Source organism: Pseudomonas sp. SG20052, assembly GCF_031766055.1.
Classification (GTDB): domain Bacteria; phylum Pseudomonadota; class Gammaproteobacteria; order Pseudomonadales; family Pseudomonadaceae; genus Aquipseudomonas; species Aquipseudomonas mandelii.
Map to the genome: position 1 here is coordinate 1,494,967 of NZ_CP134498.1, position 14,155 is coordinate 1,509,121.

At 60.9% G+C, this 14,155-nt stretch carries 14 protein-coding genes; 10 read left to right on the plus strand and 4 right to left on the minus strand.

What is annotated here, in order from left to right:
• Positions 1–118: 118 nt before the first annotated feature.
• From RHP74_RS06695 to pcaC, 10 genes are all read left to right on the plus strand, one after another.
• Positions 119–1,465 carry an MFS transporter gene (locus RHP74_RS06695; protein WP_010462550.1) on the plus strand — a complete coding sequence of 449 codons (1,347 nt, stop codon included), beginning with the start codon at positions 119–121 and terminating at the stop codon, positions 1,463–1,465.
• Positions 1,466–1,747: 282 nt separating this feature from the next.
• The gene (locus RHP74_RS06700) at positions 1,748–2,605 is read left to right on the plus strand and encodes a CoA transferase subunit A (RefSeq protein ID WP_010462548.1); all 858 of its coding nucleotides are present in this window, start codon (positions 1,748–1,750) and stop codon (positions 2,603–2,605) included.
• Positions 2,605–3,384, plus strand: coding sequence for a CoA-transferase subunit beta (locus tag RHP74_RS06705; protein WP_010462546.1), 780 nt, complete (start codon positions 2,605–2,607; stop codon positions 3,382–3,384). Before RHP74_RS06700 ends, RHP74_RS06705 begins: the two co-directional genes overlap by 1 nt.
• Positions 3,381–4,586 carry a 3-oxoadipyl-CoA thiolase gene (gene pcaF / locus RHP74_RS06710; protein WP_311098479.1) on the plus strand — a complete coding sequence of 402 codons (1,206 nt, stop codon included), beginning with the start codon at positions 3,381–3,383 and terminating at the stop codon, positions 4,584–4,586. Before RHP74_RS06705 ends, pcaF begins: the two co-directional genes overlap by 4 nt.
• A 35-nt stretch (positions 4,587–4,621) precedes the next feature.
• Positions 4,622–5,326: a protocatechuate 3,4-dioxygenase subunit beta gene (gene pcaH / locus RHP74_RS06715; RefSeq protein ID WP_010462543.1), complete on the plus strand. Its 705-nt coding sequence runs from the start codon at positions 4,622–4,624 to the stop codon at positions 5,324–5,326.
• A gap of 1 nt (position 5,327) precedes the next feature.
• Positions 5,328–5,894 (plus strand): protocatechuate 3,4-dioxygenase subunit alpha, encoded by a 567-nt coding sequence (pcaG, locus tag RHP74_RS06720; protein ID WP_077749557.1) that lies wholly within the window; start codon positions 5,328–5,330, stop codon positions 5,892–5,894.
• 186 nt (positions 5,895–6,080) lie between these two features.
• Positions 6,081–7,385 (plus strand): MFS family transporter, encoded by a 1,305-nt coding sequence (locus RHP74_RS06725; RefSeq protein WP_311098483.1) that lies wholly within the window; start codon positions 6,081–6,083, stop codon positions 7,383–7,385.
• Positions 7,386–7,430: 45 nt separating this feature from the next.
• Positions 7,431–8,795: a 3-carboxy-cis,cis-muconate cycloisomerase gene (locus RHP74_RS06730; protein ID WP_311098485.1), complete on the plus strand. Its 1,365-nt coding sequence runs from the start codon at positions 7,431–7,433 to the stop codon at positions 8,793–8,795.
• A gap of 11 nt (positions 8,796–8,806) precedes the next feature.
• A complete protein-coding gene (pcaD, locus tag RHP74_RS06735) occupies positions 8,807–9,598 on the plus strand; it encodes a 3-oxoadipate enol-lactonase (protein WP_154912943.1) in 792 nt (263 codons plus the stop codon).
• Positions 9,599–9,608: 10 nt separating this feature from the next.
• A complete protein-coding gene (pcaC, locus tag RHP74_RS06740; RefSeq protein ID WP_083374868.1) occupies positions 9,609–10,001 on the plus strand; it encodes a 4-carboxymuconolactone decarboxylase in 393 nt (130 codons plus the stop codon).
• Between the two features lie 194 nt (positions 10,002–10,195).
• Here the strand turns inward: pcaC and RHP74_RS06745 are convergent, their stop codons facing one another.
• From RHP74_RS06745 to RHP74_RS06760, 4 genes are all read right to left on the minus strand, one after another.
• Positions 10,196–11,008 (minus strand): methyltransferase domain-containing protein, encoded by an 813-nt coding sequence (locus RHP74_RS06745; protein ID WP_311098489.1) that lies wholly within the window; start codon positions 11,006–11,008, stop codon positions 10,196–10,198.
• A gap of 21 nt (positions 11,009–11,029) precedes the next feature.
• Positions 11,030–11,395, minus strand: coding sequence for a DUF1641 domain-containing protein (locus tag RHP74_RS06750; RefSeq protein WP_077749553.1), 366 nt, complete (start codon positions 11,393–11,395; stop codon positions 11,030–11,032).
• A gap of 27 nt (positions 11,396–11,422) precedes the next feature.
• Positions 11,423–12,613, minus strand: a complete 1,191-nt coding sequence (locus RHP74_RS06755) for an FAD/NAD(P)-binding oxidoreductase (RefSeq protein WP_311098490.1) — start codon at positions 12,611–12,613, stop codon at positions 11,423–11,425.
• Positions 12,614–12,805: 192 nt separating this feature from the next.
• Positions 12,806–14,065, minus strand: coding sequence for an OprD family porin (locus RHP74_RS06760; protein WP_311098491.1), 1,260 nt, complete (start codon positions 14,063–14,065; stop codon positions 12,806–12,808).
• Positions 14,066–14,155 lie beyond the last annotated feature (90 nt).

A 14,155-nucleotide genomic window follows, 5' to 3' on the forward strand; every position in this document is an offset into this window, starting at 1 on the left:
AAACGCACAGACTCGCGTTTATCGAATTGACGCTGTTTCCCCGGGATCATTACTGTCGCGGCAGCGCCAGCCCTGAGCTGGCACCTGTCCGACTGCGTTCTTGCGTGGAATAAAAATAATGAACCAGCCTCAGTCTGCTGTAGGAAACTGCCTCGACGTGCAGTCCTTCATCAATGCTCAACCCATCTCGCGCTACCAGTGGCGAGTGGTGATCCTGTGTTTCCTGATTGTCTTCCTTGATGGCCTCGATACCGCGGCCATGGGCTTCATCGCGCCGGCCCTGTCCCAGGACTGGGGCATTGATCGCGCCAGTCTCGGCCCGGTAATGAGTGCCGCGCTGATCGGCATGGTCTTCGGCGCACTGGGCTCCGGTCCCTTGGCTGACCGCTTTGGGCGAAAAGTCGTACTGGTCGGCGCGGTATTGTTGTTCGGGGCTTTCAGCCTGGCCTCGGCGTACAGCACCAACGTCGACCAACTGCTGGTGCTGCGCTTCCTCACCGGCCTGGGCCTTGGCGCCGGGATGCCGAACGCCACCACGCTGTTGTCGGAATACACCCCGGAGCGCAAAAAATCCCTGCTGGTGACCAGCATGTTCTGCGGCTTCAACCTCGGCATGGCCGGTGGCGGGTTTATCTCGGCCAAGCTGATTCCGGCCTTCGGCTGGCACAGTCTGCTACTGATCGGCGGGATTCTGCCGTTGATCCTGACCGTCGTCTTGCTGTTCTGGCTGCCCGAATCGGCGCGTTACCTGGTCGTGCGCAACCGTGGCACCGACAAAGTGCGCAAGGCTCTCGCACCGATCGATCCGACCGTCGTCGCTCAGGCGTCGAGCTTCAGCGTACCGGAGCAGAAAACCGTGAAGGCGCGCAACGTGTTCGCGGTGATCTTCTCTGGCACCTATAGCACCGGCACCTTGCTGTTGTGGCTGACCTACTTCATGGGGCTGGTGATTGTTTACCTGCTGACCAGTTGGTTGCCGACACTGATGCGTGACAGTGGCGCGAGCATGGAACAAGCGGCGTTCATTGGTGCGCTGTTCCAGTTTGGCGGGGTGTTGAGCGCAGTGGGCGTGGGCTGGGCGATGGACCGGTTCAATCCGCACAAGGTCATCGGCATTTTCTACCTGCTGGCCGGGGTGTTTGCCTACGCGGTAGGGCAGAGCCTGGGCAATATCACGATTTTGGCGACATTGGTGCTGGTGGCCGGGATGTGCGTCAACGGTGCGCAATCGGCGATGCCGTCGCTGGCCGCGCGGTTTTATCCGACGCAAGGGCGAGCGACCGGGGTGTCGTGGATGCTCGGGATTGGCCGTTTCGGCGCGATTCTCGGGGCCTGGATGGGTGCAACATTGCTGGGCCTGGGCTGGAACTTTGAACAGGTGCTGACGGCGCTGGTGATTCCGGCGGCGGTGGCAACCATGGCGGTGGTGATCAAGGGCATGGTCAGTCATGCGGATGCGACCTGAGTTCAGGCTCCGGAATCTTCAGCGGGTTTGATGGCCTCTTCGCGAGCAGGCTCGGTCCTACAGTCAATCGCGTTCTTCTGTAGGAGTGAGCCGCCTCCGGGCGGCGTTCCGACGATGCTTTTTGGGATCGATAGTGAGACAACAATATGTTCGATAAACGAACACTTAGTCGATTATCGGATTGTTTGGTGTTTTGCACAGGCTTAACCTTCAGTCATTCCGGCGCTGCGCATCGCGCCTTTTTCTACCACTGTCGGTTCATAACAAACGGGAGCCTGCCCCATGGCTGAAATCCTTTCGCTGCACGACGCGGTGAAGCAATTCGTCAACGACGGCGATACCGTCGCGCTCGAAGGCTTCACTCACCTGATCCCTACGGCGGCCGGTCACGAAATCATTCGCCAGGGCAAGAAAGATCTGACGCTGGTGCGGATGACGCCTGACCTGATCTACGACCAGTTGATCGGCGCCGGTTGTGCTCGCAAGCTGATCTTCTCCTGGGGCGGCAACCCGGGTGTCGGTTCGCTGCATCGTCTGCGTGACGCGGTCGAGAAGCAGTGGCCGCACGCGCTGGAAATCGAAGAGCATAGCCACGCCGACCTGGCCAATGCCTACGTCGCTGGCGCCTCCGGCCTACCGTTCGCGGTACTGCGTGCCTACGCCGGTTCCGACTTGCCGAAGGTCAACCCGCTGATCAAAACCGTCACCTGCCCGTTCACCGGCGAAGTGTTGGCCGCCGTGCCTTCGGTACGCCCGGACATCACCGTGATTCACGCGCAGAAAGCCGACCGCAAAGGCAACGTGCTGCTGTGGGGCATTCTCGGCGTTCAAAAAGAAGCCGCGCTGGCGGCCAAGCGTTGCATCGTCACCGTCGAGGAAATCGTCGACGACCTCAATGCACCAATGAATTCTTGCGTGCTGCCGACCTGGGCCTTGAGCGCGGTCTGCCATGTGCCTGGCGGCGCGCATCCGTCCTACGCCCACGGTTACAACGAGCGCGACAACCGCTTCTACCAGGCTTGGGACCCGATTGCCCGCGACCGTGAAACCTTCACCGCGTGGATCGACGAATACATCCACGGCTGCGCTGACTTCAGCGAGTTCCAGGCCAAACTGGCCGCTGCTTCGGAGGCCAAGTAATGACTTACACCACCAACGAAATGATGACCGTCGCCGCTGCCCGCCGCCTGAAGAACGGTTCGGTGTGCTTCGTCGGCATCGGCCTGCCGTCGAAAGCCGCCAACCTGGCGCGCCTGACGTCTTCGCCGGATGTGGTCCTGATCTACGAATCGGGTCCGATCGGTGCCAAGCCAAGCGTACTGCCGCTGTCGATCGGTGACGGCGAACTGGCGGAAACCGCCGACACCGTCGTCCCGACCGGTGAGATTTTTCGCTACTGGTTGCAGGGCGGGCGCATCGACGTCGGTTTTCTCGGCGCCGCGCAGGTCGACCGCTTCGGCAACATCAACACCACCGTGGTCGGTGATTACCACGCACCGAAAGTCCGCCTGCCCGGTGCCGGTGGCGCGCCGGAAATTGCTGGCTCGGCGAAAAGCGTACTCATCATTCTCAAGCAATCGGCGCGCTCCTTCGTCGACAAACTCGACTTCATCACCTCCGTCGGTCATGGCGAGGGCGGTGATTCGCGCAAGCGTCTCGGCCTTCCGGGCGCCGGGCCAGTCGGCATCATTACCGACCTGTGCATCATGGAGCCCGAAGCGGACACCCACGAATTCGTGGTCACCGCGCTGCACCCGGGCGTGACTCGCGAGCAAGTGATTGCCGCCACCGGTTGGGCAATTCGCTTTGCAGGCAATGTCGAAAATACGGCTGAGCCAACGGATGTTGAGCTTAAGGCGCTCAGGGACCTGGAAGCCCGCACCGCCGCCGCCCACGGTCAGACACCGGGAGAAGCGTGATGCGCGACGTTTATATCTGCGATGCGATTCGCACCCCCATCGGCCGTTTCGGCGGCGGCTTGTCAGCGGTGCGTGCAGACGACCTCGCCGCCGTGCCGATCAAGGCCTTGATGGAACGCAACCCGTCGGTGGACTGGAACGCAGTGGACGAGGTGTTCCTCGGCTGCGCCAACCAGGCCGGCGAAGACAACCGCAACGTCGCCCGCATGGCGCTGTTGCTGGCCGGGCTGCCGGAAAGCATTCCCGGCGTCACGCTCAATCGCCTCTGCGCCTCGGGTATGGATGCGATCGGCACCGCCTTCCGCGCAATCGCCAGTGGCGAAATGGAGCTGGCAATTGCCGGCGGCGTCGAGTCGATGTCCCGCGCACCCTTCGTGATGGGCAAGGCCGATGCGGCGTTCTCACGCAACATGAAGCTGGAAGACACCACCATCGGCTGGCGCTTCATCAACCCGTTGATGAAAGCGCAATACGGCGTCGATGCGATGCCGCAGACCGCCGACAACGTGGCCGACGATTACGAAGTGTCTCGCGAGGATCAGGACGCTTTCGCCCTGCGCAGCCAGCAGCGCACCGCCGCCGCGCAAGCTGCAGGATTTTTCGCTGAAGAAATCGTCGAAGTGCGGGTTGCCCACAAGAAAGGCGAAACCGTCGTCAGCCAGGATGAGCATCCTCGTGCCGACACCACGCTGGAAACCCTGGCCAAGCTGAAGCCCGTCAACGGTCCAGGCAAAACCGTCACCGCCGGCAACGCTTCCGGTGTGAACGACGGCGCAGCGGCGTTGATTCTGGCCTCCGCTGAAGCAGTGAAGAAACACGGCCTGACCGCCCGCGCCAAAGTGCTGGGTATGGCGAGCGCCGGTGTCGCGCCACGGGTAATGGGCATCGGCCCGGTGCCGGCGGTGCGCAAATTGACCGAGCGCCTCGGGCTGGCCGTCAGCGATTTCGATGTGATCGAACTCAATGAAGCCTTTGCCAGCCAAGGGATAGCGGTACTGCGTGAGCTGGGCTTGGCGGACGACGCGGCCCAGGTCAACCCGAACGGTGGCGCCATTGCCTTGGGCCATCCGTTGGGCATGAGCGGTGCGCGCCTGGTCCTGACCGCGTTGCATCAGCTTGAAAAAACGGGCGGCAACAAAGGCCTGGCGACCATGTGCGTCGGTGTCGGCCAGGGTCTGGCCTTGGCCATCGAACGCGTCTGACGCCCGGCAGACTAATAAGAACAGAGGAAAGCGAAATGACTGACAAGCCTGGTTACCGTCGCCCGCAGGAAGGCACCCAGCCGGACTACCTGCACCCGACTTATCAATCCACCAACCTTCGCGCGCCGTCCAAGCCGTTGGTGTTTTTGCCGCATTCGTTGTCGGAAATTACCGGCCCGACCATCGGCGCCGAGCGTATCAACGAGAAGGACAACGACCTGACGGTGCAGCACGCGGGCGAACCGTTGGGCGAGCGCATCATTATCCACGGCCGCGTGCTGGATGAAGACGGCTTGCCGGTGCCGGGGATTCTGGTGGAGATCTGGCAGGCCAATGCCGCCGGGCGCTACAACCATGCCCGCGACCTGCACGATGCGCCGCTGGACCCGAACTTCACCGGTACCGGTCGCACCGTGACCGACGCCGATGGTTGGTATCAATTCCAGACCATCAAGCCCGGCGCTTACCCGTGGGGCAACCACCACAACGCCTGGCGTCCGGCGCACATTCATTTCTCGCTGTTTGGGCCGAGCATCCTGACGCGGCTGGTCACGCAGATGTATTTCCCCGGCGACCCGCTGCTGGCTTATGACCCGATCTACAACTGCGTACCGGACACCAGCGCCAAAGAGCGTTTGATCGCCAGTTTCGACCTGGAAAAAACCATCCCTTCCTATGCCCTCGGTTATCGCTGGGACATCGTCTTGCGCGGCCGTGAAGCCACGCCGATGGAGAAATAAGATGACGCTGAACGCGACCACATCCCACACCGTCGGGCCGTATTACCACATTGGTTTGACCTGGCTGAACCGCGAAGACCTGACGGTCGAACAAACCCTGGGCGAGCGCGTGGCGATCACCGGGCAAGTCGTCGATGGCAATGGCGATTTCGTTAACGACGCGATGCTGGAAGTCTGGCAGGCCAACGCCGCCGGCAAGTACGACCACCCCGAAGACGACCAGGCCAAACCCCTGGACCCGAATTTCGAAGGCTTCGGCCGGGTGCCGGTGGACGCCGAAGGGCGCTTTCGTTTCACCACGATCAAACCCGGAACGGTGGAAGGCCTGAAGGGCTCGACCCAGGCGCCGCACCTGGTGGTGCTGGTGTTCGCTCGCGGGTTGGTGAAGCACTTGCTGACGCGGATTTACTTTGAGGGCGAACCGGCGAACGTCGACGACCCGTTGCTGGAGTGTGTGCCGGCCGAGCGCCGGGGTACGTTGCTGGCGAAGCAGGATGCGTCCGGTGTGTACCAGTGGAATGTGATCCTGCAAGGCACCGATGCCGAGACGGTGTTCTTCGACTACTGAAAACACCGCAGATCCCTGTAGGAGTGAGCCTGCTCGCGATGGCGGTGTATCAGTGCCTTCAGTGCTGAATGACACTCCGCCATCGCGAGCAGGCTCACTCCTTACAGAGGACAGTATTGCCAACTGTGGAACGGGACTGTTGCAAAGTGTGTCTAGAATGTCATGGTCCCCAAAGAGTGAAAAACAATGACAACCCCTACCGCTATTCCAGCGCACTACACCGGCGAAGAGCGCAGCAAACGGATCTTCGCCATTGTCGGCGCCTCGTCCGGCAACCTCGTTGAATGGTTCGACTTCTACGTCTACGCCTTTTGCGCGATCTACTTTGCGCCGGCCTTTTTCCCGTCCGATAACCCGACTGTGCAGCTGGTGAATACCGCCGGCGTGTTTGCGGCCGGGTTCCTGATGCGGCCGATTGGCGGCTGGATTTTCGGCCGTGTCGCGGACAAGCACGGGCGCAAGAATTCGATGCTGATCTCGATTCTGATGATGTGTTTCGGTTCGTTGCTCATCGCCTGCCTGCCGACCTACAAGGACATCGGCGTCTGGGCGCCGATCATGCTGTTGTTCGCCCGTTTGCTGCAGGGCTTGTCGGTGGGCGGTGAGTACGGCACCACCGCAACCTACATGAGCGAAGTCGCCCTCAAGGGCCAGCGCGGGTTCTTCGCCTCGTTCCAGTACGTGACGCTGATTGGCGGGCAGTTGCTGGCGGTGTCGCTGGTGGTGGTCCTGCAACAGTTCCTCACTGAAGATGACCTGCGTGCCTACGGCTGGCGGATCCCGTTTGTGGTCGGCGCAGTGGCTGCATTGATCTCGCTGTTCCTGCGTCGTTCGCTCAAGGAAACCGCCAGCAAGGAAATGCGTGAAAACAAGGACGCCGGCAGCATTCGCGCGTTGTTCCGCGACCATAAAGCGGCCTTTATTACCGTGCTCGGTTACACCGCCGGTGGCTCGCTGATTTTCTACACGTTCACCACGTACATGCAGAAGTACCTGGTGAACACCGCCGGCATGCACGCCAAGACCGCCAGTTACATCATGACCGGCGCGCTGTTCCTTTATATGTGCATGCAGCCGCTGTTCGGCATGCTCGCGGACAAGATCGGCCGCCGTAACTCGATGCTGTGGTTCGGTGCATTGGGTACGTTGTGTACTGTGCCGATTCTGCTGAGCCTGAAAAGTGTCAGCAGTCCGTTCCTGGCCTTTGTGCTGATTACCGTGGCGCTGGCGATCGTCAGTTTCTACACCTCCATCAGTGGCCTGGTAAAAGCCGAGATGTTCCCGCCGGAAGTGCGCGCACTCGGTGTCGGCCTGGCGTATGCGGTGGCCAACGCGATCTTCGGTGGTTCGGCGGAATACGTCGCCCTGAGCCTTAAAGCCGCGGGCATTGAAAACTCCTTCTACTGGTACGTGACGGTGATGATGGCGGTGGCGTTCCTGTTCAGCCTGCGCCTGCCGAAACAGGCCAAGTATTTGCACCACGACCTTTGATCCATCCGCGTGGGCGCGACCGGCCCACGCCTTCAGGGACTGTCTATGAATCAGCGACCGGGCAATCAATTGTTCGATGCCTATTTCACGGCACGCGATATGCGTGAGGTGTTTTGTGATCAAGGCCGGGTTCAGGCCATGCTTGATTTCGAAGCGGCACTGGCCCGGGCCGAGGCGCGGGTGGGTTTGATTCCGCTGTCGGCTGCCGCCTCGATCGCAGCGGCTTGTCAGGCTGGGCATTACGACTTTTCAGCACTCGGCGAGGCGATTGCCACGGCGGGCAATTCGGCGATTCCGTTGGTCAAGGCGTTGGGTAAACAGATCGCCGCCAACGATGCCGAAGCAGAACGCTACGTGCATCTGGGCGCCACCAGTCAGGACGTAATGGACACGGGCCTGGTGCTGCAATTGCGCCGCGCGCTGGCGCTGATCGAAAGCGATCTGGCGCAACTGGGCGAGACCTTGGCGACCCAGGCGTTACGCTTCGTCGCCACGCCGCTGGCCGGGCGCACCTGGTTGCAGCACGCCACGCCCGTCACCCTCGGCATGAAAATCGCCGGTTGGCTGGGCGCCGTCACTCGCAGCCGCCAACGTCTGCAAGAACTTAAACCTCGGTTGCTGGTGCTGCAATTTGGCGGCGCCTCCGGAACCCTGGCAGCCCTCGGCGAGCAAGCGATGCCGATTGCCGAAGCCTTCGCCGGTGAGCTGCAACTGACCCTGCCGGACCAACCCTGGCACACCCAGCGAGACCGCTTGGTGGAGTTCGGCGCGGTACTCGGTTTGATCGCCGGCAGCCTCGGCAAACTCGGCCGCGACATCAGTCTGTTGATGCAGACCGAAGCCGGTGAAGTGTTCGAGCCGTCGGCACCGGGCAAGGGCGGTTCCTCGACCATGCCGCACAAACGCAACCCGGTGGGCGCCGCGGTGCTGATCGGTGCGGCGACCCGCGTTCCCGGCTTGCTCTCGACCCTGTTCAGCGCCATGCCGCAGGAACACGAGCGTAGCCTGGGCCTGTGGCATGCCGAATGGGAAACCCTGCCGGAGATTTGCTGCCTGGTGTCCGGCAGCCTCAAGCAAGCGCTGCTGGTGGCGGACGGGCTGGAAGTGGACGCCGACCGCATGGCCCGCAACCTCGACCTGACCCAAGGCCTGGTGCTGGCCGAGGCGGTGAGCATCGTCCTCGCCCAACGGGTTGGCCGCGACACTGCGCACCATCTGCTGGAGCGCTGCTGCAAACGTGCGGTGGCCGAGCAACGTCATCTGCGAGCCGTGCTCGGCGAAGAGCCGCAAGTGACCGCCGAGTTGTCGGCCCTGGAACTCGATCGTCTGCTGGACCCCGCCCATTACCTTGGTCAGGCCCATACCTGGGTCGAGCGAGCGGTGGCTGAACATTCTGCGTTGACTGCCTGAAGGAGATTGCTGTGGCTTTTGTACAACTCGCCGAGGGCGAACTGCATTACCAACTTGATGGCCCGGCGGATGCACCGGTGCTGGTGCTGTCCAACTCGCTGGGCACCGACCTGCACATGTGGGACGCGCAGATCGCCGCGTTCTCCGAGCATTTCCGGGTGCTGCGTTTCGACACCCGTGGCCACGGAAAATCGCTGGTCACGCCGGGGCCATACAGCATCGAGCAACTGGGCCACGACGTGCTGGCGCTGCTGGATGCGCTGCACATCGAACGTGCGCATTTCTGCGGCCTGTCCATGGGTGGCTTGATCGGCCAGTGGCTGGGCATCAATGCCGGTGATCGATTGAATAAGTTGGTGGTGTGCAACACCGCCGCGAAAATCGGCGATCCATCGGTGTGGAATCCACGGATCGAAACCGTGCTGCGTGACGGTCAGGCGGCCATGGTCGCCTTGCGCGATGCGTCGATTGCGCGCTGGTTTACCCCCGACTTTGCCGAGGCCAACCCGGCCGCCGCGAAGCGGATTACCGACATGCTCGCGGCCACTTCGCCAGAGGGTTATGCCGCCAACTGCGCCGCCGTGCGCGATGCCGACTTCCGTGATCAGCTGTCCGAAATCAAGGTGCCGCTGCTGGTCATTGCCGGCACCGAAGACGCGGTCACGCCGCCGTCCGGTGGGCACTTTATTCAGGAACATGTGCCGGGCGCCGAATACGCCGAGTTCTACGCCGCGCACTTGTCCAACGTTCAGGCCGGTGCTGCGTTCAGTGACCGGGTCCTGACGTTTTTGTCAGCTGATTAAGGGGATTGTTGTGGACGAGAAACAACGTTACGACGACGGCCTGGAAGTCCGTCGCGCGGTGCTCGGCGACGCCCATGTCGACCGCAGTCTGAATGCCCTGACCGAGTTCAACTCGGAGTTCCAGGAAATGATCACCCGCCACGCGTGGGGCGACATCTGGACCCGGCCGGGCCTGCCACGCCATACCCGCAGCCTGATCACCATCGCCATGCTGATCGGCATGAACCGCAACGAAGAACTCAAACTGCACCTGCGCGCCGCCGCCAACAACGGCGTGACCCGCGGCGAGATCAAGGAAGTGATCATGCAGAGCGCGATCTACTGCGGCATCCCGGCGGCCAATGCGACGTTCCATTTGGCGGAGTCGGTGTGGGATGAGCTTGGGGTTGAATCGCGGGAGTGATCCTGGCGATTTGCGGTGTCTGAGCTGACGCCATCGCGAGCCGGCTCGCTCCTGCAGGGGATGTCCGGTGAGTACATGACTTGTGTTCACACAGGACCCGTGTGAGAGCGAGCCTGCTCGCGATCGCGGTGGGTCAGCTTGCATCAATGGTGAATGACACACCGCCATCGCGGGCAAGCGCGGTGACCACAGGGTCAAACGGTGGCGACAATGAAGATCCGCTTGAACGGAAACAACGTGCGCCCATCGTATTCTCGCGGGTAATGCGCATGCACCCGCATCATGAAGTGATAAATGAACCGCGCCTGTTCGTCATCCTTCAAGCCTTGCATCACCGCCCGCAAGGCCGAGACCTTGATCCAGTCATAAATCGGCGACTTGCCGTCCACGACCTGCAACTGCTCGGTCTCCCAGATGTCCAGCGTCCGGGTAATCGGTGCGAGCAACCGGTGGTAATTTTCCAGTGACAGCAACGGCCGCGCCGCCATCCTCTCGCGCACTTGCGGGGAGCCGAGCGGTTTGCCGTCGGAGCCTCCATCGTTGAGGGTGTCGAGCACCAGCTGATACCACACCGCATCCCGCCAATCGGGCATGTGCGCCGCCAGACAACCGCCTGGATTGAGATAACCGAGCAAACGCGGCAACAACTGTTCGTGACCGTCGATGAAGTGCAGCACGGCGGCAGCAAAGAGCAGGTCAGCGGGTTGCTCCGGTTGCCAGTTCTGCAGATCGCACGGCTTCCACTGCACGTTGATCGGTAAACTTCGGGCCTCCTGAAGCATTTGCTCCGAGCTGTCGATGCCCATCAGGTGTGCGCGGGGCCAGCGTTTGGCCAAAACCTGCGTCGCGATGCCTGTGCCACATCCCAGGTCGTAGATGCGCCTGGGGTTTTTAATGTCGACACGGTCGATCAGCTCGTTAACCGGTCGTTGTCGAAGCCGGGAGAATTGCTGGTAGGCCGTGGCGTCCCAGTCAGCCGTCCTTGCTCTTTGCAGTTTGGTGCTCATGAGGTTGTCCTCTCTGGACGTTCAAAGTTGTCTTCCAATGACGTTGAGGGTTTTGAGTGCAAACCCCACCCCTCGTCGTGTGTCGGGTTCGCGCAACAATTTCAGTAGCTGGTAAAAGCCAGGGGGCTGCTCGTTTGCTGTGCTATCGGCTTTTGCCATGCGCACGGCATTGCTGACGCTCCAGGTTGCCTCGGTCGCGCCTTCGAACAGCCGCGCCAGTTTCTCCACCATGGCCGGGTCCAGTAGATCGACGAGGTCGCTGATCAGTGAAAGCAGGTCCACCAGGTTGTCCAGTCGACCGCCGTCAATCAAGGGTTTGAGCTTTTCCATCAGCGCGTCTGATCCAGGGCTGATGGGGGGTGTGATTGATTCATTTGAGACGTTCATTACGATTTACTCCTCTCCCCGGGCCGATCAAAGCATTGCGCGGGCAACCGCCCAGTACAGTCCACGGTTGAATCCGTTTCTGAGCGACCCGCCGAGCTTGGTGGCCGGGGTGGGCCGGACATCGTGCTGGTAGTCGTACCAAAGCGGCATGCCGGCATCCAGGCCCATTTGTGCCACGGCCTGAACACGTCCGTCGTAGACGGCGATGGGGGTGCCCAGACGAATTTCGGCAGCGATGTTGTTGGCGATCACCGGCGCCTGGTTATGGCATGCCCCGCCGGCTTTGCTGACAGGCAAGTCGACGGTATCACCGATGACGTAGACGTTTTCCAGGCCGTAGACCTGCAACGTTTCATGGTGGGTCGGCAGCCAGCCTTCGTCGTTGGGCGCTTGTGAGGCGCCGGACTCAAGCACAGCGTCCACGGCCCTGATCGGTGGTGTCGCCATCAGAATGTCGAAGGGTTGCTCGTCACCTTCCTCGGAGTACGCGATTTTTTTATCCGGATCGACTCGTTTGAGCGTGAAGCCGCGTTGAAAGCGAATATTTTTCCGTTCAAAGATACCCGGCAGAATTTCCCCGGTCGGGCGTTGCAGGAACAGGCAGTTGCGCAGTAGTTGAGCCGTGGTCGGGTAGGTGTAGACGATTTCCACCTGGTCTCTCACCCCACGACGCCGCAAGAAATCATCGAGCATCAATGTGGTTTCGACGGGCGCGATACCGCATTGATGCGGGACATTGGGTGTTTTCGGGAAGGACACGGTAATGAAGATGCGGCCTTTTTCGATCGTGCTCAGTTTTTGCGCCAGTTGCCTGGCGGGCGCGTACTGATAGAAATGATCGCCGGCTTCTTTCAAGCCTTCGATACGTTCCGGGGCCGGCACACATCCGGTGGCGATGACTAAAAAGTCATAGCCGTACCGCTTGCCGCTGCGGGTTTGCAGGTGTTGTCGGTTGAAATCGAAACGCACGACTTCATCGACATGGAACTCGATTTCCGGGCGCAACAGTGAACGTTCCGGGCGCTTGAGTTCTTCTTCAAAGAACAGGTTGAACGCCACGTACATGAACGCAGGTTTATAGAAGTGATCGGGGGAGTTGGACAGCAGTGCAATCGAGACTTCGCCGCGCAGGATTTCCGGATACAGCTTGCTGGCCAGTTGATTGGCCAGCATGGTTCCACCAACGCCGCCACCGACGATAACTATTCGCTTGCTCATACCTGACCTCCTGGGTCATGGCAGCTTCGCGTACAGCATCCGGAGATAACGGAAGAAAACAGGGGCTCCTACAGCAGTGATGGAGAATTAAACACGCTTTTTGACTGTATCTGCCCACTCGCAAAATGCCAGGCAAGCCGACAGGTGGTTACAGGCAGCGGCCTTTTGACTTCGACCGCTGCCAGGGTGCGGTTACAACAAACTGATCGGATAGCTAACGATCAACCGGTTCTCATCGAACTCGTTGTTGCTGAAGTCCCGACGAATGGTCGAGTTGCGCCATTTAACGTTGAGGTCTTTGAGCGCGCCGCTTTGCACGGTGTAACCCAATTCGCTTTCCCGGCCCCATTCCTTGCCGTCGGTGATTGTGCCGGTGTGCACGTTGTCGCCGCTGATGTAGCGGTTCATCAGGGTCAGGCCGGGAATGCCGAGGGCGACGAAGTTGTAGTCATGCCGCACCTGCCAGGATTTTTCTTTCGCATTGTCATAACTGGCGTTGTAACTGTCGTTGGCCAGGGTGCCGCCGCTGGTGCCATTGACCCGCATCCACCCGCTGTCGCCAGTGAGTTTTTGCAGGCCGACATAGAAGGTGTGGCCGCCGTATTTGGCCGAGAACAGGCCCGACCAGGTCTTGTTGTCCAGATCGCCGGCCCGGGCACTGCCATCTTCCTTGCCATAGAAGAAACCCAGGTTGGCGCCCAGGGTCCAGTCGCCGATGGGCTGGCTGTGAATCAGGTTCACGTATTGCTGGCTGTAGATGTCCTTGAGTTCGGCGTTCCACAGGCCGATCTGGGTGCGCTTGTCGTTGAAGGCGTATTCGCCGCCCTGGAAGTTGAAGCGGTCGGAGGTAAACGCCGGTTTTCCGGTCATCGACATATCGCTCATGCTGCTGTCGTCACGGGGGCTGTTGGCGCGGAACTGGCCGCCGTAGAGCGTCAGGCCGGCGATTTCTTTCGAGGTGATCTGGCCGCCACGAAAGGTTTGCGGCAGGGAGCGACCGTCGTCCGAGCGCAGGATCGGCAGCACCGGCATCCATTCACCGACCTTGATTTCGGTCTGCGACAACCTGGCCTTGAACGCCACGTTGGTGCGACCAAAGCTGTCCGCCGGGCGACCGTCGTGATCCAGCGGCAGCAACTGAGTCCCGCCCGTGCCTTTGCCGCCGTCGAGCTTCACCGAATACAAGCCCAGCACATCCATGCCGAAGCCGACGGTGCCTTGGGTGAAGCCGGATTTGGCGTCGAAAATGAAACTTTGTGTCCATTCTTCAGCCTTGCCCTGGGCCTTGGTCGGGTTGGTGAAGTTGCGGTTGATGTAGAAATTGCGCAGGTTCAGGTTGACCTTGGCACCTTCGACAAAACCCGACTCCTCGGCCATGGTAGGCAGGGCCGCGCAGGCCAGGGCGATGGCTATCAGGCTTGGGAAGTAGTACGGCGTGGTGGAAGGCGTCATGGGCTCGGGTCTCTCTAATTGTTAGGGATGAAACGGGGCGCTGCCGCAACGTGGCCGTTGCAGACAAGGGATTCGATATCGTGAAAAACG

What these genes read in the sequence shown, in the direction of transcription:
- RHP74_RS06730 (WP_311098485.1), top strand. Translation starts at nt 7,431, where the DNA reads ATGAATCAGCGACCGGGCAATCAATTGTTCGATGCCTATTTCACGGCA.
- RHP74_RS06700 (WP_010462548.1), top strand. Translation starts at nt 1,748, where the DNA reads ATGGCTGAAATCCTTTCGCTGCACGACGCGGTGAAGCAATTCGTCAAC.
- RHP74_RS06755 (WP_311098490.1), bottom strand. Translation starts at nt 12,613, where the DNA reads ATGAGCAAGCGAATAGTTATCGTCGGTGGCGGCGTTGGTGGAACCATG.
- RHP74_RS06705 (WP_010462546.1), top strand. Translation starts at nt 2,605, where the DNA reads ATGACTTACACCACCAACGAAATGATGACCGTCGCCGCTGCCCGCCGC.
- RHP74_RS06695 (WP_010462550.1), top strand. Translation starts at nt 119, where the DNA reads ATGAACCAGCCTCAGTCTGCTGTAGGAAACTGCCTCGACGTGCAGTCC.
- RHP74_RS06745 (WP_311098489.1), bottom strand. Translation starts at nt 11,008, where the DNA reads ATGAGCACCAAACTGCAAAGAGCAAGGACGGCTGACTGGGACGCCACG.
- pcaG (WP_077749557.1), top strand. Translation starts at nt 5,328, where the DNA reads ATGACGCTGAACGCGACCACATCCCACACCGTCGGGCCGTATTACCAC.
- RHP74_RS06750 (WP_077749553.1), bottom strand. Translation starts at nt 11,395, where the DNA reads ATGAACGTCTCAAATGAATCAATCACACCCCCCATCAGCCCTGGATCA.
- pcaH (WP_010462543.1), top strand. Translation starts at nt 4,622, where the DNA reads ATGACTGACAAGCCTGGTTACCGTCGCCCGCAGGAAGGCACCCAGCCG.
- RHP74_RS06760 (WP_311098491.1), bottom strand. Translation starts at nt 14,065, where the DNA reads ATGACGCCTTCCACCACGCCGTACTACTTCCCAAGCCTGATAGCCATC.
- RHP74_RS06725 (WP_311098483.1), top strand. Translation starts at nt 6,081, where the DNA reads ATGACAACCCCTACCGCTATTCCAGCGCACTACACCGGCGAAGAGCGC.